Annotated in this window: 18 protein-coding genes; 6 read left to right on the top strand and 12 right to left on the bottom strand. The window is 30.7% G+C overall.

The window, feature by feature from the left end:
- Position 1: 1 nt before the first annotated feature.
- Together CLJU_RS19220 and CLJU_RS19215 are read right to left on the bottom strand one after the other, a co-directional pair.
- Positions 2 to 1,201 (bottom strand): Ger(x)C family spore germination protein, encoded by a 1,200-nt coding sequence (locus tag CLJU_RS19220; protein WP_013240502.1) that lies wholly within the window; start codon positions 1,199 to 1,201, stop codon positions 2 to 4.
- Complete coding sequence (locus CLJU_RS19215) at positions 1,201 to 2,772, bottom strand: spore germination protein (protein ID WP_013240501.1); 1,572 nt, start codon at positions 2,770 to 2,772, stop codon at positions 1,201 to 1,203. Before CLJU_RS19215 ends, CLJU_RS19220 begins: the two co-directional genes overlap by 1 nt.
- 209 nt (positions 2,773 to 2,981) lie before the next feature.
- Between CLJU_RS19215 and CLJU_RS23240 the strand changes: the two genes are divergently transcribed.
- Positions 2,982 to 3,107 (top strand): hypothetical protein, encoded by a 126-nt coding sequence (locus tag CLJU_RS23240; RefSeq protein WP_278244744.1) that lies wholly within the window; start codon positions 2,982 to 2,984, stop codon positions 3,105 to 3,107.
- 135 nt (positions 3,108 to 3,242) lie between these two features.
- Here CLJU_RS23240 and CLJU_RS19210 read toward each other — a convergent pair whose 3' ends face one another.
- The 6 genes from CLJU_RS19210 to CLJU_RS19185 form a co-directional block, all read right to left on the bottom strand.
- A complete protein-coding gene (locus tag CLJU_RS19210) occupies positions 3,243 to 4,145 on the bottom strand; it encodes a 3'-5' exoribonuclease YhaM family protein (RefSeq protein ID WP_013240500.1) in 903 nt (300 codons plus the stop codon).
- Positions 4,146 to 4,226: 81 nt separating this feature from the next.
- The gene (locus CLJU_RS19205) at positions 4,227 to 4,727 is read right to left on the bottom strand and encodes a GNAT family N-acetyltransferase (RefSeq protein ID WP_013240499.1); all 501 of its coding nucleotides are present in this window, start codon (positions 4,725 to 4,727) and stop codon (positions 4,227 to 4,229) included.
- Between the two features lie 12 nt (positions 4,728 to 4,739).
- Complete coding sequence (locus CLJU_RS19200; RefSeq protein WP_013240498.1) at positions 4,740 to 5,189, bottom strand: MarR family winged helix-turn-helix transcriptional regulator; 450 nt, start codon at positions 5,187 to 5,189, stop codon at positions 4,740 to 4,742.
- A gap of 85 nt (positions 5,190 to 5,274) precedes the next feature.
- Positions 5,275 to 6,387: a GerAB/ArcD/ProY family transporter gene (locus CLJU_RS19195; protein WP_013240497.1), complete on the bottom strand. Its 1,113-nt coding sequence runs from the start codon at positions 6,385 to 6,387 to the stop codon at positions 5,275 to 5,277.
- Between the two features lie 28 nt (positions 6,388 to 6,415).
- The gene (locus CLJU_RS19190; RefSeq protein ID WP_013240496.1) at positions 6,416 to 7,576 is read right to left on the bottom strand and encodes a Ger(x)C family spore germination protein; all 1,161 of its coding nucleotides are present in this window, start codon (positions 7,574 to 7,576) and stop codon (positions 6,416 to 6,418) included.
- Between the two features lie 28 nt (positions 7,577 to 7,604).
- Positions 7,605 to 9,281, bottom strand: coding sequence for a spore germination protein (locus CLJU_RS19185; RefSeq protein WP_023162446.1), 1,677 nt, complete (start codon positions 9,279 to 9,281; stop codon positions 7,605 to 7,607).
- 237 nt (positions 9,282 to 9,518) lie between these two features.
- Between CLJU_RS19185 and CLJU_RS19180 the strand changes: the two genes are divergently transcribed.
- Both CLJU_RS19180 and CLJU_RS19175 read left to right on the top strand, forming a co-directional pair.
- A complete protein-coding gene (locus CLJU_RS19180; RefSeq protein WP_013240494.1) occupies positions 9,519 to 10,853 on the top strand; it encodes an APC family permease in 1,335 nt (444 codons plus the stop codon).
- Between the two features lie 42 nt (positions 10,854 to 10,895).
- Complete coding sequence (locus tag CLJU_RS19175) at positions 10,896 to 11,660, top strand: SDR family NAD(P)-dependent oxidoreductase (RefSeq protein WP_013240493.1); 765 nt, start codon at positions 10,896 to 10,898, stop codon at positions 11,658 to 11,660.
- 138 nt (positions 11,661 to 11,798) lie between these two features.
- Here the strand turns inward: CLJU_RS19175 and CLJU_RS19170 are convergent, their stop codons facing one another.
- The 3 genes from CLJU_RS19170 to CLJU_RS19160 are packed head-to-tail and all read right to left on the bottom strand — an operon-like array spanning position 11,799 to position 15,569.
- Positions 11,799 to 12,749 (bottom strand): LysR family transcriptional regulator, encoded by a 951-nt coding sequence (locus CLJU_RS19170; RefSeq protein WP_013240492.1) that lies wholly within the window; start codon positions 12,747 to 12,749, stop codon positions 11,799 to 11,801.
- Positions 12,750 to 12,768: 19 nt separating this feature from the next.
- The gene (locus CLJU_RS19165) at positions 12,769 to 13,884 is read right to left on the bottom strand and encodes a 4-hydroxybutyrate dehydrogenase (protein WP_013240491.1); all 1,116 of its coding nucleotides are present in this window, start codon (positions 13,882 to 13,884) and stop codon (positions 12,769 to 12,771) included.
- A 14-nt stretch (positions 13,885 to 13,898) separates the two neighbouring features.
- A complete protein-coding gene (locus tag CLJU_RS19160) occupies positions 13,899 to 15,569 on the bottom strand; it encodes an acetolactate synthase large subunit (RefSeq protein WP_013240490.1) in 1,671 nt (556 codons plus the stop codon).
- Positions 15,570 to 15,858: 289 nt separating this feature from the next.
- On the opposite strand from CLJU_RS19160, the gene wsfD reads away from it, so the two are divergent.
- On the top strand, positions 15,859 to 17,367 hold the full coding sequence (gene wsfD / locus CLJU_RS19155) for a glycan biosynthesis hexose transferase WsfD (protein WP_013240489.1): 1,509 nt from the start codon (positions 15,859 to 15,861) through the stop codon (positions 17,365 to 17,367).
- Here wsfD and CLJU_RS19150 read toward each other — a convergent pair.
- Positions 17,321 to 18,772 (bottom strand): ArnT family glycosyltransferase, encoded by a 1,452-nt coding sequence (locus CLJU_RS19150; RefSeq protein ID WP_013240488.1) that lies wholly within the window; start codon positions 18,770 to 18,772, stop codon positions 17,321 to 17,323. The genes wsfD and CLJU_RS19150 overlap by 47 nt on opposite strands.
- Before the next feature lie 198 nt (positions 18,773 to 18,970).
- On the opposite strand from CLJU_RS19150, the gene CLJU_RS19145 reads away from it, so the two are divergent.
- Together CLJU_RS19145 and CLJU_RS19140 are read left to right on the top strand one after the other, a co-directional pair.
- Positions 18,971 to 20,020: a glycosyltransferase family 2 protein gene (locus tag CLJU_RS19145; RefSeq protein WP_013240487.1), complete on the top strand. Its 1,050-nt coding sequence runs from the start codon at positions 18,971 to 18,973 to the stop codon at positions 20,018 to 20,020.
- Between the two features lie 26 nt (positions 20,021 to 20,046).
- Positions 20,047 to 20,436 (top strand): GtrA family protein, encoded by a 390-nt coding sequence (locus tag CLJU_RS19140; protein ID WP_013240486.1) that lies wholly within the window; start codon positions 20,047 to 20,049, stop codon positions 20,434 to 20,436.
- Positions 20,437 to 20,552 lie beyond the last annotated feature (116 nt).

Here is a 20,552-nt window from a genome sequence, read left to right as displayed (position 1 = left end):
ATTATTTCTCCTTAATAAAAAATGGTTTTGTAACTTCACCCAATTGAAGTGTTTTTACATTTACGGTGATGTTGACAGGAAGATGCGTAAATTCAGTATCCCATCCATTTTTAATTTTTTTCCATAGTTTAGGATACTCTCTGTGTACTACTTCTCCAAAACCAAAAACATCAGTTTTTAATTGAGTTTGTGCTTTATGAACTGACTTCTCACAAAGTGTTTTAATTCTTTTCTCAGACATTTTATTTACTATATTTTTGCTTTCCTCCTTAGAAACATCAAAATCTCCTCCAACTGCCCCAATATTTTGGGTTACGTTTATATGAACATTAATAGCAGGTTTGCCATTTACTAAAGAAGACGTTACAGTTGATTTAGCATCTGTAACATCACTTGTAATTTTAATGTTATCAGTATAGTATGAATATCCTACTGTGCGTTTTACATTTCCAGTAATATAATTGTAGCCTTTGCTTTCATCTTCATTTAACCATCCTACAAGTTTATCTTTTTTAAAAGCACCTAAGCCAGTATATGTTATTTTTTTAATTCCATTACTTTGCTTTAAATCATTTATGGACTTTGGAGTAACTTTACCGCTAGTAAGTTCAATTCCTGTAAGTACTGGATTTTTTCCATCTAGAATAATAGAGTTTATAAGTTCTATTATTCTAATGGATTTTGTAGGTGCCCATTCTTTATTAGACATAGTAAGTGATTTATACATATTAACTCCGGGTAGTGATTCTATAGGCGTTAAAACACTCAGCACCTCTTTTGCAGTTGTATTTTTAGTTATGGCAAAATAAAAATCGGTACGATATTCAGGAGCACGTGCAAAATAATCAAGTATATCTTTTATACCATCTTTTGTAACATTTTCATTAAATATAACCATTCTTAAGTGTGCATTATATATTTTTCTTGAAGATTTTGTGGTAATACTTCTAATTGCTGCATCTAGATCCTTTCCTTCAGCTGTATATACAACAATGGGGGATTCAGTTGTTGCTTTATTAGAAGCTACTACTTTTGGAGTTATAACTTGTTCTGAAACTAAATATCCATTTTCAGTTTTGTCAATACCAATACATAAAGTAATTGCAAGAGTGTTTATTTCACGACTGTCCCAGCATCCAGTCAAAAATATGCTCGGCATTATAATAAAAAAGATTAATATTTTTTTAAACTTCATATACATCAGCTTAATTCCTGCTTTTCATTTTGGTTTGGATTTACAGGACTCCTCTCATTTACTTTTGCCACATCAGTACTAATGCCTTTAAGGTTGTATTTCATTTTCCATAGAGGAAATCTAAAAAAGGTATCTCTGTTTCCACCCTGTACTTTGGGTGCTACAGGTGCTAAATATGGAACCGTTATGGATTTTATTTTACACAAATGAAGTATCAGTATAAGTAATCCCATAAAGACACCATACAATCCAAGCGTTCCTGCTAAAATCATTAATAAGAACCTCAGTGTTCTTATAGCATTTGACATTTCATAATTAGGTATAGCAAAACTTGATATGGCAGTTAGTGCAACAACAACAACTATAGCCGCCGATATAAGACCAGCGTTTACTGCTGCCTCTCCAAGTACTAAGGCTCCTACTATAGAAATGGCGGATCCTATAGCTCTAGGCATTCTTATACCAGCTTCTCTTAATATTTCAAATGTTAACTCCATAAGCAGTGCTTCTAGAAAAACTGGAAGGGGAACTTCTTCACGCTGTGTTGCTATACTAATAAGTAATGGTGTAGGAATCATTTCTTGATGAAATGTTGTTAGTGCTATATATGTTGCTGGAGTTAAAAGTGTAAGAAAAAAGGCAATAAACCTAAAGAAACGTATCATAGAAGATACAATGTAGTGATGATAATAGTCCTCGCTTGATTGAAAAAACTCAACCATAAGTGCAGGTGCTGTTAATACATAAGGCGTACCATCAACTAAAATTGCTACTTTGCCTTCAAGTAGAGCGGCAGCAACGGAGTCAGGTTTTTCAGAATTTAAAAAAGTAGGGAATATGGAATATTTGTCATCCTTAATTAATTCTTCAATATATCCACTATCTAGTACAGCATTAATTTCTATTTTATTAAGTCGGGATCTTATTTCCTGAACAATTTCATTTTTGGCTATTTTGTTAATGTACATTAAGACTACTGTTGTTTTAGTTATGCTGCCTATAGATAGATTTTCTACTCTTAAATCTTTGCTTTTAACTATTCTTCTAATAAGCAAAATATTGGAGTCTATTTTTTCAGTAAATCCATCTTTGGGTCCTCTTATTACAGTTTGGGAAGTAGTCTGTTCGATAGATCTGCCTTCAGTGCTTTTTGTAACTACTGTAAAAAATTTATTGCAGCCATCAATTAAAAATACAGTATTACCTGATAATAAATCATCATAAAGAGTTTCATAATCAAATCCTTCTTTTGAGTCTCTTATGCCACAAAAATAATTCATTAGCATATCGAAATTTATATCAGGTTCTGTGTCATAACATTGGCGTTTTAATTTAGACAATTGTAATGATAAACTATTTATAATATTTTTATCTACCAAACTTTTAATATATATATTTGCACAAATTAGATCTTTATTATTATTAAAATTGAAACAACTAACTTCAATATCACTACTGTGTCCAAAATCACTTTTTAGTTTTGATATATTTTCATTTATATTTTTACTTATATGTATGGCAGGGTTAGTTTTATTTATTCTGTCGTTTCTTACATTCATTTTTTTTGAAAATTTCATTAAATATGAATTCCCTTCTTCCCAGTACTATTACAAAATATTTTCTTAAAGTATCTTTACCAATATAGCAAAATATATTCTTAAGTTACCTCAGGAGCAATACAGGGTTAGAAGACAATTGTAGTAACATGATATAAATATTAGTATTAATTGTAGTTATAGGTTATACTATAGGTAAGGTTTTAGGACCTAATTGGGAGGTGGTTTATTTGGGACGCAAAAATGGTGGCAGAGGTAAAAATAAGGATTTAACTGATTTCAGATATTTACTTAATAAAGATGAAGAAAAAACTAGTGATAATAAAGAGGAGAAAAATAAAGATAAAAAAGATTAATCTGATTTTATATGTTTGTACAGTAAGTGCAAATAATATAATAAAATATGTTACCCCCTAGATAATATAATTATTTAGAGGGCTTTTGGGTGATAGAGATTGGATAATATTTGAAATTTATATCGTTTCTTTTGTTTATAAGTATAATTTTGTTTGAATTCTTCTATCAAATTCTGACCAATTATCAGGCTCAGTTTCATCTTTTATCTGACAAATCTTATTCATAGTAGCATCTATGGAATCAGCATAGTTAACTATAAATGATTCTTCTGTTTTCATTTCTCTTGGAGAACCAAATTCAAGTTTTCCATGATGCTGAACAATACATCCTTTTATTCTCATTATAAAATCCTCTGAATACAATGTAGGATTTTCTCTAATAGCTTTATCTAGTAACTCTACCCCAATAACAATATGACCTTCCATTTCTCCTCTAAGAGTATATTTGAAAGGGCCATCATAATACAACTCATAAACTTTTCCAATGTCATGGAGTTTTGCTGCTAACATTGCCATTTCTTTTCTCCGGCATTGATACCTTTCACAAAGCACAGCAGTTAAATACATAACGTTCAAGGTGTGTTCCGCAAGGCCTCCTATATAATTATGATGCATGGAGACACCACCTATTCCTCTTTTAAATTTATCTAGAAATAGTTCATCTTTAAAGAAATAATCGTTTAAAGTCCTAGCTTCCTTAGAAATAATATATTTATTTGTATACAGCTCAATTTCCTCCATGATATCTTCGATAGGTCTTTTTACTGTTGGAAGATAATCTGAAACGTTATAATCAGAAATTAACTTATAGTTCTTTATATCTAGAATATTATCTTTAATTCCTTCAACCTCGAGTACTGTTCCTTGTGTAATATTTTCATTTATATTTGGCATATTAGCTTTTATTTCTCCACTTTTATCGGCTAATATACATACAATTTTAGAAGTATCTTTAAATATTATTTTCATTACCATTAGCGATAGTTTTACATTATGTCCATTTTCTATATTACTTAAAAAAAGCTCTTTTTTATTCATATGTTCCTCCCAATTAAATGTCTTTTCTAAATGTAGTATATGTAAAAAGTTCATTTATATCAATTTCTAATTAAATGTACTCTATTTGCTTAATATTTTTTCATAGCAGTAGAATGGCTTTTCTTTTCCGTTAAAGTGAATTTCTCCAACAAAATTATAACCGCACTTTTTAAAAAGAGCTTGCATTTTTGCATTTACTGAATAAGTATCTGTTTTTAAATATTGTATATTATTTTTTAGAGCAAGGCTTTCTGTAAATTTCATTAATTCAGAGGCAATTCCACATCTTCTATGATTAGGACTAACTGACATTCTATGAAGAACCAAACAATCTTCATTTAATGACCAATTTAATCCATTATACTCAGCTGGTTCTATTTTATTGATGCACAGGAAGCCAACTAATATTTCATTTCTTTCTACTATAAATAAATTCTCATTTTCAATATCATCAATAAAATCTTTTTTTTGAGGGTAATTTTCATCCCATTGAGTATTGTTGTAAGTACGCATTTCTGCAATAGTTTGTCTTATAATTTCCATAATATCTTTTATATCTTCCATAATTGCTTTTCTTATCATAATTGATCACTCCTAAGAATTTTTTATTTCTTTCCAATGATTTTCAATATTCTCTCTCATTTTTTTAACTAATTTATAGGCAAGTTCTTTTTCTTCCTTGCTGAAGTTATGGAAACAAATTTGTATATGTTTGTTTTCTTCCTCAATGATAAATGGATATATATCTAATGCCTTTTCTTTTGGATAAAGTCTCCACATCCTTTTATCAATATCATCTTTTCTTTTATTTATATATCCAGCCTCGATAAGTTTCTGTACGGCTTTTGTTGTTGTAGTTTTGTCTACCTTTAAGAGAGTTGATAAATCAACTTGATTAATTCCAGCATTTTCACATATTCTTGTTAAGAATGTAAATTGACCTTTTTGTAGATTTATTTGTTTAAATCTCAAGTCACTTATAGACTGGATACAGCGAGATAGACCTCCTATTTCCCTTAATATTTGACTATGTAAGCTTTCCATAACCTTTCACCTCCTTAAATACTAGTTGAAAGTTCAACTATATTATATAAATAATAGCATATTAAAGTTGAACTTTCAACTACATTTATTTGTTTTTTATTATATGTAATCTTTTTTTTATGACTAGAACAAAGAAAAGTAATAAAGGTACTCCGAAGTCAATTGGAAGTGAAAAATATTGCCATACATTTTCTCTTAAATTTAAAAATAACACTCTGTCATGTCCTAGGTAAAAGGTAACAATTATCATTATTAAGCTGAAAACAATGATAATGAATGGATTTTTCTTTTTTATGCCAGTAGTTTGCATAAAGGCGGTTAAAGAACAGCTTGCTAGAATTGCTGCATGAGTCATCATACTCCAATACCACAGGGCAACCATAAAGGATTCAAAACGGTGGAGGTATTGGGTTATTTGGATAGATCTTACAAAGTCCATACTGGCAATACGCATTAAGGCTACTACATGAGGGCCCATAACCATTAATTCTACAATAAAGTAAAAGATAAAAAAAGAACCTCCAATGAGCAAACCAGAAGTTGCTGAGCCAAAAGCTTTTTTTTGGTCATGGACCATGGGAAGAATCATTGCTATAAGTATTTGGGATATACCTATAAATGTATCAGTTTTTAAAGTGGATTTAAATACATTAGCAACTCCTGAATCAAAAAAAGGTGCAATTCTGTTAATATCTATTTCACCAAAAGAAGCCATGGAGACAAGAAAATAAAAAAATATATCTGCTCCAAAAGCAATAACAGCTGTTCTTCCAATGACCTCAGAACCTTTCCATACTAAATAGAATACTACCAAAACATGCATTGTATTTACTACTAAAAAAGGTGTTTGCGGCAGTAGAAAGTCAGTAAGATGATGGACGTACATTGATATTGAACTAGAAGACATGATAAAAAGGTACAGTGTAAGTATTATCCCTAGAACTTTTCCCAATATACTACCTAGCAGGTCCTGACCATATTGTACAATTGTTTTGCCTGGAAAACTTTGCCCGATATAAATAATGAGAAGAGCAAAAGGTATTATAGTAAGTACACCTATAATACCACTTATCCACATATCCCGGCCTACTTCTCTAGCTAAAATGCCACTTGCATAGTTGATTGTTGTAGGCCACATAATGCAAATTAGAAGATCTCTAAACTGATTATTGCTAATGGTTTCCTTTTTTTGCATCATAGCACTTCTTACTCCTTTATCTCATATATTATTTCTGTATTTTTATTGGCTCTAGGGGTTTTGCCAATGATACATGATGAATAGTTACATTTGCAACTATATCAACCTTACTATTTTTAAAAAGCTGATCCCATTTTGAAGATATTTGATTCCACTCTTTTTTATGCTGTCTGTGTAGTGCAAAACTTAAACCAGGAAAATCTATTTGTATATCTTTTGCTGTTAGTATTGTAGACTGGATGTCTTTGCAAATGGATTTTTCAAGTGATTTTTTCAATTTATTTAGTTTTTCAATGTCATTAAAGTTGGTAAGACATGATTGTTCGGTGATGGTAGCATTTACTTTAAGATTAATTGAAAAATGTGGAACTTCACCATCCAAATAACTTTTGATGGAAGACTTAGATTTTTTAATTTCAAGGGTAACAGGCATACCATCATAGGGGCAATTTACAACCATTATTGATGCGTTCATTTTATCTTTTATCCACAAAAGTCCTCTTGTCCGTTCTTCACTAAGTACAGTGGATACTTTATTGTCATCAAATACATATGCACCACTTGTTTTTAGAATGGGTTCTGATTTTGATTTGTCAATAATGATCCTTGAGGTTACTGGACCTACATATGGGTCAAGATAGTCTTCAATAAAATCCTTTAACATTATGTCATAAGACTTACCTGTTAAGTTTTTATTTCTAATTATTTTTTCCAGGTATACAGCTGGATCTTTCTCCGTTACAGGAACAACATCAAGAACTTTTCCTGCGTCTCCCGGGGTAACTGCAACTAGGGTTCTTAAACGAAGCTCAGGATTCCGGGTAAAAAAATCAAATATTTCAAGGGTATTGCTCCGCGCTAGTTGTTCACTTATAACTATTATTTTAATATGAGACCAAAAGATACGACGGGAAGATGTTGAGGCCATATTACGTATTGCCTCAAAAATTGTTTTGCCGGTACTTGTAATTATCCAGAAGGGTTTACTCTTTTGTGTAAATCCAGAACCTGATGGTGTTTTACTATAAGTTTCCGGACTTGCAATTTGTGCCGTTACTTTGAATCCATAATCTGTTTTATCTAAACCAATACTTAATACAAAGGCAAGTTCATCGATTTCCCTAGCATCCCAACAGCCAGTTTGTAGAAATGAAAGTATAAGAATTAATCCCAAAGCTATCTTTCTCATCTGCATCTCTCCTTTTTTGAAAACAGAATTAACTATTATTATCTTTCTCTGTAGAATTTGCTTTTGGTCCTGGTTTCATGTTTGGGGCTTCTCTTACAATACTTTTACGGGCAATATAACCTGGAAGTCGATTTACTTTCCACCAAGGATTTCTGAGTATGGTGTCTTTAGTTATGCTTTTATCTGCTGATATAAAAGGTTCCATGTAGTTTACACCAAAAGAGCGCAGACTGTTTAAGTGAATAACAATTATACTTACTCCTGCCAGGATACCAGGTAAACCGAGTACAGAAGCCACTATCATTAGTGGAAATCGAAGTAAACGGCCTGAAGATGATGCATTAAAAGCTGGAATGGCAAAGGAACTTATACCTGTTAGGGCTACCACGATTACCATAGCCTGTGAAACAATACCTGCTTGAACTGCAGCCTGACCTATAACAAGACCACCGACTATACTTACGGCTTGACCTGCTTGTTTGGGTAAGCGGAGGCCTGCTTCCATTAGAATTTCAAAAGTAATTTCCATCATAAAGGCCTCTCCTATGCTGGGAAAAGGTACACCTTCACGGGAAGCTGCAATTGACAAGGCCAGTGTAGTAGGTATCATTTCTTGGTGAAAGCTTGTTAAAGCAATGTACAGCGAAGGAAGAAGAACTGAAATAAAATAAGCAATAACTCGAATGAATCTTGCAAAAGATCCTACAGGAAAACGCTGGTAGTAATCATCTACTGACTGAATAAACTGAACGAAAATTGTAGGAACTATGAGCACATAAGGAGTTGTATCTACAAGAATGGCTACCCTGCCTTCTAAGATTGCTGCAGAAATTTTATCAGGTCTTTCACTGTGTTCTATCTGGGGAAACATAGATGAAGGGGTATCTTCTATTAATTCTTCAATATAACCACTCTCAAGTATGCCGTCAATTTCAATTCGTCCTAGTCGTTCTCTAACTTCATTTATTACGCCTTCCCTTGCTATTCCTTTAAGATATGCTATCAATACTGTTGTTTTAGTTTTTGTACCTATTTTAAATGATTCTATTCTTAAGTCAGAACTTTTGATATGGCGCCTTATTAGAGCACTATTATTTTCAATGTTTTCTGTAAAACAATCCTTTGGTCCTCTTACCGAATTTTCACTACTTGGTTCAGAAATTGACCTGTCCTTCCAGCCTGTGCTTCCTACTATAAGAACTTTGTCTATTTTGTCCAACAAAAGAATTGTATTGCCATCAATTAATTCAGTTACTATGTTATTAATATCAGATTCTTCATTTACGTAGGTATTAGGTAAACCATATTGTTTTATCATTTGAAAAAATTCATTAGTATTTTTTACATTGCCAAACCTGTCATTTAACATCAATGCTCCAATAACTTGTTCATTGATGAGTTCTCTTTCAGCTAAGCCTTTAATAAAAATGACTGCTGCTTTTACTCCACAATCTGGAGAAATAGTAAAATTTCTTACTGTTATGTCGCTGGAAAAACCGAGCATCTTTTTTATTATTTCAATGTTAGAAGCTAAATCTAAAGAAAGTTTTATTTTAGGAGGTAACTTTTTTTCAGTTTTCTGATTTTGTTTTTTAATTTTGGATTTCTTAGGATTATGGAAATATTTTAAAATTGACGTAATAAAACCTCCTTTAGAACAATTAAATACAGATTTAGTATGTTTAATATAGTTAAAATTATTCACACATGAAATGAAGGTTTTTAGAAGAAGTTAAAGAAAGTACATATATGGAAATAGGAGGAATTTTTTAAAAGTATCTTTTTAGTAGTGAGCTATATAATTTGCATAATTTGTTAAAGTTCTAAAAAAAATACGATATTTATACATAATGAATAAAAAAATACTATCTTTTTTAAACAAGCGATATTATAATAGACGTAATACACTTTATTTAACTAAAGATGAATAGGAGGAATTTGTATGCAACAAGAATTAAAAAGAACACTTACGATGAAAAATTTAATTATATTCGGTATGATTACGATGTCACCTCTTGCACCTTTTCAAGTGTTCGGTACAGCTGCTCAAGCAAGTTATGGAATGGTCTCTTTGGTGTATCTAATTGGGGCAGTGCTTATGCTTTTTACTGCATTGAGTTATGCTCGATTTAGTAAGGAATTCCCATATGCAGGATCAGTTTACTCATATGTAGGGAAAGGATTTAATCCACATATTGGTTTTATAGCAGGTTGGACTATTTTATCAGATTATATTCTTGCACCTGCTCTTATGTGTTTATTCTCAGGTTTATGGTTAACAGGCATTTTTCCAGGTCTTGATCCAAAAGTTTTAGCTATCATATTCATTATCATAACTGGTCTTATTAACATTCGGGGAGTAGAATTAAACGCTAAAGTAAACACATTTTTATTTATATTACAGATTATAGCATTAATTTTATTTGTAAGCTTTGCTATTAAGTTTGTATTTATCGAAGGATTGGGAATAGGAGGATTTTCATTACTTCCAATTTTTCAACCAGAACATGTTAATTTGAAATTTGCTGCAACTGCAACTTCTATGATTCTATTAGGATTTGTTGGATTTGATGGAATAAGTACGTTAGCTGAAGAAGTAGAACAGCCTGAAAAGGTAGTTGGAAAAGCAACTGTTTTAGCATTAGTAACAACAGCTTTAATATTCTTAGTTCAAACTTATTTGGCTTGTTTAGCTCACAGTAATTATGCAAACTTAAATCCAGATATGGCAATGTTTGATATTGCAAAGGAAATTGGAGGACAGTATTTTTATGTGGCTATGCTCCTTATAAATGTAGTTGCAGTTGGACTTGCTGTTACCCTTAATATTCAATCAGCAGTAGCCCGTATCCTATTTGCTATGGGTAGAGATAACATTGTTCCTGGCTCTAATGTATTGAAAAAAATTCACCCCAAATATATGACTCCAGCAAATGCAATTATACTATCAATGATTGTATCCATTACTCTTGTTTTAACATTAAAGTTAACGACCATTTTAATGTTTGTTAACTTTGGTGCAGTAACAGCATTTATGATTTTAAATCTATCTGTAATTGCATATTTCTTTTTCAAGAAAAAAGAAGGTGGAGTGAAGGGATTTTTGTTTCATTTATTATTTCCATTTATAGGATTTGCCGTTTGCGCTTTTGTATGGTCAGGCTTTGATAGAAATACTAAAATTGTAGGTCTTTCTTGGATTTTCATAGGTGTCATTGTTGGGTTTATCAAATCAAAAGGATATAAAAAAGAAGGACCTATAATTGATAATATATAATGATGTATTAAATAAATTATATTTGATGAGGAGGAAACAAATATGAGACTAGAAAATAAAGTAGCTATTGTAACTGGAAGTGCAATGGGAATTGGGAAAGCAATTGTTAGAGATTTTGTAAATGAAGGAGCAAAGGTTATTATTTCTGATATTTTAGAAGCTGAAGGACAAGCTCTTGAAGAAGAATTGCAAAAGAAAGGTCATTCTGTTTATTTTTTTAAAACAGATGTTTCTTCTGAAAAGAATATAAAGGAACTTGTTAAATTTACTCTCGAAAAGTTTGGAACAATTAATATTTTATGTAACAATGCAGCTGTTAATATTCCTGGTTCTGTTCTTGAGTTAACAGAAGATATTTGGAATAAAACAATGGATGTAAATGTAAAATCTCACTTTTTAGTATCTAAGCATGTTATTCCTGTTATGCAAAAAGCAGGGGGAGGCTCAATAGTAAATACTGCATCAGCAAATAGTTTTGTTGCAGAACCAAGGCTTTCTGCTTATGTAGCATCCAAAGGGGCTATTCTAATGTTAACAAGAGCAATGGCACTAGATTTTGCAAAAGATAATATTAGAGTAAATTGTATTTGTCCTGGTTGGGTTGACACAACTTTTAATGATGCTCATGCTGAGTTATTTGGAGGTAGAGAAGCTGTATTAAAAGATCTTGCATCCGTACAACCTATTGGAAGACCTATTGCTCCAATGGAAATTGCTAAAATTGCTACATTTTTAGCTTCAGATGATTCTTCCTGTATGACAGGATCACCTGTTATTGCAGATGGTGGTATCACAGCAGGAGTTTAATAATATTATCTGAAATCAGACTTTAAAAATAAGAAGATATTATTAAAAAAACTACCGCATATCTGAATTCAACAGGTATGCGGTTATTTGTTTTATTATTATGATGCAGGCAAAGACAATAATTAAAATCTACACTTGTCATTGAATTAAATTTTCATATTTTTCTTTTGCTAGCTTGATAAACTCCTTTACTGCTTGAGATATATAGCGATTTTTTTGATAGCCGATGGCCAGCGTTCTATGAGTTTTATTATATCTCATATGGTATATGTTAGTACTTGCAAAGGAGTCTTTATCAAATACTAAATTCTTGTTACTCATTAGAGTTTTAGGGTAAAAAGTAATTCCCATTCCTTTTACTGAAAGTGCTAAGGCTGTTTCAATACTATCTGTTTCTAAAATAATATTAGGCTTTATCTGTTTTTTACTAAACATTTCATCTGCAATAAGCCTAACCATATGTCTTGTGTTAAACATTAAAAAAGGGCAATCTTTCAATAAAGCTAAATCTACATCTTTTTCAAGTTGTGCTTTAACTTTATCATAGTTATTAGGAAAGTATTTTACTAATATACTATCTGGAACGATCATAAGAACTTCTTCATTACAAAGAGGTATTGTTTCTACATTTTCTACATGGAAAGGTAACATTGCAACTATTAAATCTACATCACCGTTAAGTAATGCAAGGTCTAATTCTTTTGAATTACCTTCGAATAAATGTAGATGAATATTAGGAAATTTTTCGCTGTAGTCAGGCAGTATCTCTGGCAAAAATGATAGTCCTCTTGTAGGGGATATACCAATATATAAGTCACCTCGTTTAAAATCTTTGATATCTGACAGTTCTTTTAGAGATTGTTTTTTTAAGTTCAGTATCTTTATAGTGTTTTTTGCCAAACTTTTTCCTTCTGGTGTCAATGTCAAAGGTGAGGTACGATTAAATAATGTGACATTTAAGTCAAGCTCTAACTTTGAAATATGAGAACTTAATGATTGTTGAGAGATAAACAGTCTTTTTGCTGCCTTAGTAAAGTTTAATTCTTCTGATGCAACTAAAAAGTATTCCAAATTAAGAAAATTTATCATAATTTAAATCAACTCTACTTTAATATAATGATTTATATATTTCATATACAGTTTGTTCATTTAATTCTGTATAGTTATTTGCCATTAAACGACCTTGTTTAGTCATAACACTTTGTGTAAATTCCTTTAATTCTTTTTCTTTTACCCCATACTCACGTAATTGTTTTTTAGGAATCAATACATTTAATAACTCTTCTATTTTAATGTAAACTTCATTTTCTTTGCAGTTTAAAATGGATGCTAAGAATTTATTTAGTTTTGTAATTTTACCTTGTGGTTTTAAACGATAATAGGTTTTAAATACTCCAATGAACATTTGATAATTTGCTTCTCCATGAGGAACATGGTAATTAGCACCTAAAGGATAACTCATAGCATGTACTGCACCACACCCTGCATTGCCAAATGCAATTCCAGCATAATTGCTTGCAAGTAAAAATTTATCTAACAAGGAAAACCTGGCGTCTGGGCCATTTTTTGAAATCTCCTGATATCCTTTTAAGATCATTTCCATTGCTTTATAGGAAAACATTTCTGTATAGCTTGTAGCTTTTGGTGAAACACTGGATTCAATGGAATGAATCAAGGCATCAATGGAACTAGTTGCAAAAAATTTAAAGGGTAAATTCTCTAGAAGTTCTGGAATCATAACAGCAAAATCTGCATATAGTTCATCTATAGCAAGACCTAATTTTGTATGTCTTGACTTCAATTCAAGAATAGAAATATTAGTTACTTCACTGCCTGTTCCGCAAGTTGTTGGAATTAGGATCAATTCCTTATCTTTTACAAATTCTAATTTGTGATCAAATAAATCAAGTACTGGCGAGACTTTCTTTAATGCAAACAATTTTGAAACGTCAAGGACACTTCCGCCGCCAATAGCAATTACTCTTTTATAAGTAATATCTTTTATATCCTTACAAATTGCTTCTACCATTGTATCACTTGGCTCTCCAGTGCCGTATTTTCTAATAAAGATTACATTGGTATCAAGGTTATATTTAGAAAAATATGAAACATAAGTATGCTCACTTGTAATAATTAAATCTTCTTTTCCTATTTTAAATTTGTTTATAAATTCTTTACATGTATCAAAGGTATAGATTTCTGGTTTAATAGATAATGCTTTCATTTTATTCCTCCACTTTACATATTTTCATAAACTTCTTTTAAATGCTTTGTAAGCTTTATATTTTCACCATAGTCAACTTGACAATCAATAACTGCAGGTACATTTTGTTTGAAAGCTTCTTCTAAAGTTGGAATTAAATCTTCTGCTTTTTCTACTCGATATCCTTTTGCATACATACTTTCTGCAAGCTTTACAAAGTCTGGATTAGTAAAATCTACATAACAGCTTTTACCATAGTGTTCTTCTTGTTTCCACTTTATTAAACCGTAGTTACTGTCATTAAATATTAAAACTACAATTGGAGTTTTAATACGTAGGGCTGTTTCTAATTCTTGATTATTCATCATGAAACCGCCATCACCAACAATAGCCAATACTTTTTTATCTGGATTAATTAATTTGGCTGCAATTGCACCTGGAACACCAATACCCATTGTAGCAAAACCGTTTGAAATAATACATGTATTGGGCTCATAGCAGTTATAATGTCTGGCAATCCACATTTTATGGGCACCTACATCTGATATGACAATGTCATGTGGTCCCATGACCTTTCTAACATCATTTAAAATTCTTTGGGGTTTCATTGGAAAAGCATTGTCATTTGCATAGCTTTCATGTTCAGCTAGCATTTCTGATTTAATTTCCAAAGCTTTTACTGGTTCATCTTTGCTAGAAGTTCTTCTCAATATATTGTATAGAGCATCTGAAATATCACCAACTACTTCTACTATGGGCTGATAAAGTTTATTGATGTGTGATGGTCTTGCATCGATATGCACAATTTTAATGTCCCCATTTATATTCCATTTGGATGGGGCATATTCTACAATATCATATCCAATTGTAATTACTAAATCAGCCTCTTCAATAATTTTATTTACATAATCTTTTTGTGGAATACCTATTGTCCACATTGAATACTTGTTATCCATTGGAATAATACCTTTTGCCATCATCGTATTAATTACTGGAATTTTCAATTTAGTTGCAAATTCCGTAACAGCTTTTGAAGAATTTCCTCTTATAGCACCGCTTCCAGCTAAGATAATAGGATTTTTTGCTTTGAAGATTTCACTTGCAGCTTCCTCAATTGTTGATAAATCTGCATGTTCCTTTGGTGGAATCTTCTTTTCCAAAGGCTTTTCTAAAGCACCTACGGGCATTTTTGCAATATTTACAGGTAAATCAATGTGGCATGCTCCAGGCTTTTCACTTTCAGCATACTTAAAAACAAGTCTTATAATCTCACTTACAGTATCAGGACGAACGATTTGTTTACTTCTCTTTGTGATTGGTTCGAACATTTTGCAAAGGTCTAAAAATTGGTGCGATGTTATATGCATTCTTTCAGTACCTACTTGACCTGTAATAGCAACAACCGGAGCACCATCACTATCAGCATCTGCTACACCAGTTACTAAGTTAGTGGCACCTGGTCCTAGTGTTGATAGGCAAACACCTGCTTTTCCTGTTAAACGTCCATAAACGTCGGCCATAAATGCAGCACCTTGCTCATGACGGGTTGTGATAAATTCAATAGTTGAATCTGAAATTGCATTCATTATTTCTAGGTTTTCTTCACCAGGAATACCAAAGATGTACTTTACTCCTTCGGCTTCTAAACATTTTACTAGCATTTGAGCTGTATTTAGTTGGACTTCTTTTTTTATATCTCTATTCATATAAAACTTCCTCTGATCTTTATAGATTTTATTAAACGAATTAAAATTCATAATTTTAATTAAATAATTTCACATTTGTGATTGTATCAATCATCATACTTCAATTAGCGACACTTTTCAAACACTTTTTTATTATTTTATCACAATAAAATGGTTGTGACTAATCTTTAAAAAAAGTTTATTATTTGTAGGTTAGGTTTAATTCCTAAATTTGTGGAAATACTTTGGTTATATGGATATGTTATATTTTTGGATAAGTCCCAGGAAAGGGGAGAGTTATTACTAAAATATGAAAGAAAATAGGTGGTCTCTTAGGGAAAATTCAAGTTTATGTAGATATATACCAATTATTAGTATCCTAGGAGCTTTCATAGCAGCTTTATTTATACTTTTTTATCCTCCTATGCCAGGTATAGCAGATCAAGGAGATTTTGAAAGAGTAATGAAAGCTACTGGTTTAACAGATGCCAAAGGGAAAGATTCAGCTCACTGGTTTAAGTATGTTGTAACTGAATATAAAATGCTTCCAACCAGTTTTTCAAGGCTTTTAGGAATTATTCCAACTACAAGCATGATTTATCCTATTACATTTGGAAAATTATTATGTAAGGTAATTGGTTATAATTATTTTGACACTAGAATTTTAGCTTTTATTTACTTAATTTTGTATATGACAGGATTATATATATGCTTTAGCTGTATTCATTTTAAAAATATAGCTGCAGCAGTTTTTTTTAGTATATTATCTATAATAATATTAGTAGATGGAAACTATATTGTATGGTTTAACAGCCTTTATGGAGAACCAATGATGATTGTAGGTTTTCTTTTGTTTATTTCAAGTATTATTTACTTTTTAAAACATAGAGAAGATAGGTCTTATAAAAAATTTTTATTTATATTTATCTCGTCCATTTTGTTTCTTGGAGCTAAAGCCCAATGTTTTGTTGAATTGCCACTTGTAGTTCTTATTATGCTAAGGATAGTGAAAATTGATAGAAAACAAATTTTTAATAAAACTAATATATTTCTTGTTATTACTACTCTAACGTTAATTTTTTATGTAAAAGGAGTATATTGTAAAATTGATAGCTCTTGTGGTGTAGATACAAAATTTAATTCAGTTTTTTACGGTATTTTGAAAAATTCACAAAGTCCAAAAAAAGACTTGGTTATGCTTGGATTATCTCCAGATTTATCTGTGGAAGCAGGGAAGCATGCTTATTTACCTAAAAGTGCATATGTAAAATATATTCCTTGGTCAGATATAACCAATAAAGAATTTAATCAAAAGATTAGCAATATAAAACTTGCAAAATTCTATATTTTACATCCTGATAGGTTATTAAAAGGCATGGAATATACTGCATCTAAGAGCTTTCATACCGAAACCTCCTTAGGTAAATATGAAAGATCTAAGGTGTCAAAATATAATCCTGAATTTAATCGTTTCACATTTTGGTCAAACTTTAGAAATTTAAAACTGCCGAAGACTCTATCTTTCATAGTAGTTTTTTATACTTTAGTGTTTTTAGTTTCCTTTATTGAGTATATTAAAAACAAAAAGAATGAGAAAATTACTTTACAAATAGAAATTTTATGGATGATCATGTTTGTTGGTATTGTACAATTTCCTATGCCCTATATAGGGAATGGGGAAGCTGATACTGCAAAGCAGCTTTTTTTATTTAACTATACTTTTGATATTACTTTTTTAGTTGGGTGTACCTGGATTTTTGATAAACTAGTAGCTACTTACTATAAATACAAGCGTTTTTATTTTGAATTATTATCTTGAAATTAGAAATATTATTTCCTAAAAGATTTATTTTATCTCTTGTAATAAAAAGCAGACAGCTATTATTATCTTTTAAAAATCCATTTATACCACCGGAAGTTGGAACTAAGTCACCATATAATTCAGCACACAGCCAGTAACTCTGTTCAAAGTGATTGATGTAGATTTTTTTGCCTTTGTATTCAGGGTGCTTTTCTAGGTCCTTGAAAAGAATTTGAATCGGGTCTGTTTTGACATGAGAAATTTTTTCCATAATTAATAGCTGATTTTTTCCTGCAGAAAACAGTATCATTCCGCTTAGCAAAATTGGCATAATAATATTTGATTTTTTTGATTTTAGAAGTATACTTGAAGTCGTACCAATACTTATGGCCATTGCAGGATAGATGGGGAATATGTACCACCAAATTTTAGTTTTTGCCATTGTATAAAGCAAAAAGGGTATAGTTATCCACAAGGCTGTGCATAAAACATAATTTTTATCATCACTAGTTAAAGTTTCTGGAAGGGTTATTGTAATGATTGTAAGCGCAGTACTTGTGAAAACAAGAAACCAATAAAAATAAGACCACTGAAAATGCTCAATGTAGTAACACATGCCGCCAATATGACCTTCTAAAGTTCTGGAGGTTCTAGCCATTAAATCATATGATATCATGTTTTTAAAAAATGTAAAACCATCCTGACTGTATCTTAACAATGACCAAACTAAAATTGGAAATGAAGTACTTAGTATAAATATAGCTATATCTTTTTTATTTATCATTGATCTATTTATAGTTAAATATATGACTATAATAACTCCTATACTGCCGGCATGCCAGCTTTTAGTAAGAAATGCTAATGCAGAAATAAAACCAGAACTATAAAACCATAAAATATTTTTTTTAGCTAAAGTTAAACATATTATAGATAATGTGAAGAATAAAATAAATAGGGAATCTGCATCTCCACTTCTAGAACAATGATCAAGAATAAAGGGTGATGTAGTAGTTAATACGGATGTTGAAATTAGAGAGGCTATTTTCCCGTAATTATATAAAACGAATATAGTTACTATAAGTATTGTTAACATACCTGCCACAGCGGAAAATAATCTTAGACCTAAGGCATTAAAGCCTGCTATCTTAAAGCCTAAAACTATTGATAAATAGCTTAATGGTGGCTTCAAGTTCCAGTAATCATTACTATATGCATAAGTGTTTACTATGTAATTATTTCTTTTAATCATTTCATAAGCATTAACTCCGTGCCTTGCCTCATCCCAGCTATTTATAGGTGTACTACCTAAGTTATAAAATATATTAAACAATGATACGGATAAAATTATTATTAAAAAAAAATAATAGTTTTTCTCAATAAAATTAATTATTTTATCTACTGATTTTGCATTAGATAAATTCATAGGCCTTCTCCTTATGTTTTCATACTAATCTTTATTTTATTTTTTTAGACATGACGTAAAAATATTCATAAATAAACAAAAAATATTAATAAAGTTTATATAAGATAGGAATAGAAAACCGGGCTTATACGAAAAATAATGAATATAGATAAAGTTAGATAATTACTATTTATTAAGTATATTTTGGGGAGGTAAATTATGAACCATAAACTTATTTCAATAGTTGTTCCCATGTATTTTGAAGAAGAAGTTGCTAGTGAGTGCTATACCCGGTTAAGCAATGTAGCTTTAAAAAATGATTTAAATTATGAGCTAATTTTTATTAATGATGGAAGTAAAGATAAAACCTTCAATATTTTAAAGGAAATTGCCAAAAGGGATTTTCATGTGAAAGTTATAAGCTTTTCTAGAAATTTTGGCCATCAGATTGCAGTTACTGCTGGAATCAATAAGTCTAATGGGGATGCGGTAATTATAATGGATGCAGATCTTCAGGACCCTCCTGAACTTATACCTAAAATGATTAAGTTATGGGAACAGGGAAATGATGTAGTATATGGAAAAAGAAAAAAGCGTGATGGTGAAAGCGTATTTAAACTTATTACAGCAAAATTATTCTATAAGATTTTAAATAAAATGAGCAGTGTAACAATCCCTGTAGACACAGGGGACTTTAGGCTTATTGATAGAAAGGTAGTTGAAGTCATAAAGAAAATGCCTGAGCATAATAGGTTCTTGAGAGGAATGTGGAGTTGGATTGGATTCAAACAAGTACCTTTAGAGTATGAAAGAAAAGAACGTTTTGCAGGAGAAACAAAATATCCCATAAAAAAGATGATAAGATTTGCGCTAGATGGAATAATCTCTTTTTCTTCAAAACCATTAAAGGTAGTTGAACATTTAGGTCTTGAAACTATTTTACTATCACTAATAACTTTTGTATATCTTCTAGTAAAGATATTACGAGGAACTGCTGTAAATTCTATAGGATGGGTAACAACATTGACTATAGCATGCTTTATAGGAGGTATACAACTTTTTTCTATAGGAATTGTGGGCGAATATATTGCTAGAATTTATGACGAAAGTAAATGTAGACCGCTGTACATAATAGATAAAGAAATAAATTTAGATGACAAACTGGCAAACCCCACTAATAGTTCTATAAAATTATATAAAAGTCCCCAAAAAAACTTATATGTAGTTAATGATGTCAGAGGTGAAGGTAAAGATTATCATGCTAAATAAAAAATATTTTATAATAGGAAAATCTTATGATTAAGCTAATAAAATTTTGTATAGTTGGGGTCGCTAATACTACTATAACACTGCTTTCTTTTTATCTTTTTAACAAGATTTTGCTGATTAATTACCTTTTAAGTACAGTAGTTTCGTATTCAATAGGTATGTTAAATAGTTATATTTTAAACAAAGAGTGGACTTTCTGTGATAAGGATAAAAGGATAGTTCTTCAACTTATAGAATTCACTATGGTAAATGGAGTATCCTTATCATTAAACTTAATTATTATGCATTTACTAGTGAGCAAACTGTATGTTGATACTTTTCTTTCTCAAGTTTTTGCTACGGGTTTTTCTATTATTTCAAACTATATTGGAAGTAAGTTTATTGTATTTCACAGTATCAATGAAAGTTCAAATTAAATATTTTTAATTCAAACCAGAATGTACTGCTTATATTTACTTTACTTCATGACTTTACAACTAAATCCTCGTTTAATCCATAAAAGTTGCTTTCATCCTCACTAGTGGTATCTCCA

It is taken from the genome of Clostridium ljungdahlii DSM 13528, assembly GCF_000143685.1.
Taxonomy (GTDB): Bacteria; Bacillota; Clostridia; order Clostridiales; family Clostridiaceae; genus Clostridium_B; species Clostridium_B ljungdahlii.
The sequence above is the reverse complement of the archived record's forward strand: the minus strand, read 5'-3'. Positions and strand labels throughout refer to the sequence as shown.

Coding starts and splice junctions, on each gene's coding strand:
- CLJU_RS19200 (WP_013240498.1), bottom strand. CDS start 5,189: ATGGAAAGCTTACATAGTCAAATATTAAGGGAAATAGGAGGTCTATCT.
- CLJU_RS19180 (WP_013240494.1), top strand. CDS start 9,519: ATGCAACAAGAATTAAAAAGAACACTTACGATGAAAAATTTAATTATA.
- CLJU_RS19170 (WP_013240492.1), bottom strand. CDS start 12,749: ATGATAAATTTTCTTAATTTGGAATACTTTTTAGTTGCATCAGAAGAA.
- CLJU_RS19215 (WP_013240501.1), bottom strand. CDS start 2,772: ATGAAATTTTCAAAAAAAATGAATGTAAGAAACGACAGAATAAATAAA.
- CLJU_RS19195 (WP_013240497.1), bottom strand. CDS start 6,387: ATGATGCAAAAAAAGGAAACCATTAGCAATAATCAGTTTAGAGATCTT.
- CLJU_RS19220 (WP_013240502.1), bottom strand. CDS start 1,201: ATGTATATGAAGTTTAAAAAAATATTAATCTTTTTTATTATAATGCCG.
- CLJU_RS19140 (WP_013240486.1), top strand. CDS start 20,047: ATGATTAAGCTAATAAAATTTTGTATAGTTGGGGTCGCTAATACTACT.
- wsfD (WP_013240489.1), top strand. CDS start 15,859: ATGAAAGAAAATAGGTGGTCTCTTAGGGAAAATTCAAGTTTATGTAGA.
- CLJU_RS19160 (WP_013240490.1), bottom strand. CDS start 15,569: ATGAATAGAGATATAAAAAAAGAAGTCCAACTAAATACAGCTCAAATG.
- CLJU_RS19150 (WP_013240488.1), bottom strand. CDS start 18,772: ATGAATTTATCTAATGCAAAATCAGTAGATAAAATAATTAATTTTATT.
- CLJU_RS19175 (WP_013240493.1), top strand. CDS start 10,896: ATGAGACTAGAAAATAAAGTAGCTATTGTAACTGGAAGTGCAATGGGA.
- CLJU_RS19165 (WP_013240491.1), bottom strand. CDS start 13,884: ATGAAAGCATTATCTATTAAACCAGAAATCTATACCTTTGATACATGT.
- CLJU_RS19210 (WP_013240500.1), bottom strand. CDS start 4,145: ATGAATAAAAAAGAGCTTTTTTTAAGTAATATAGAAAATGGACATAAT.
- CLJU_RS19190 (WP_013240496.1), bottom strand. CDS start 7,576: ATGAGAAAGATAGCTTTGGGATTAATTCTTATACTTTCATTTCTACAA.
- CLJU_RS19205 (WP_013240499.1), bottom strand. CDS start 4,727: ATGATAAGAAAAGCAATTATGGAAGATATAAAAGATATTATGGAAATT.
- CLJU_RS19145 (WP_013240487.1), top strand. CDS start 18,971: ATGAACCATAAACTTATTTCAATAGTTGTTCCCATGTATTTTGAAGAA.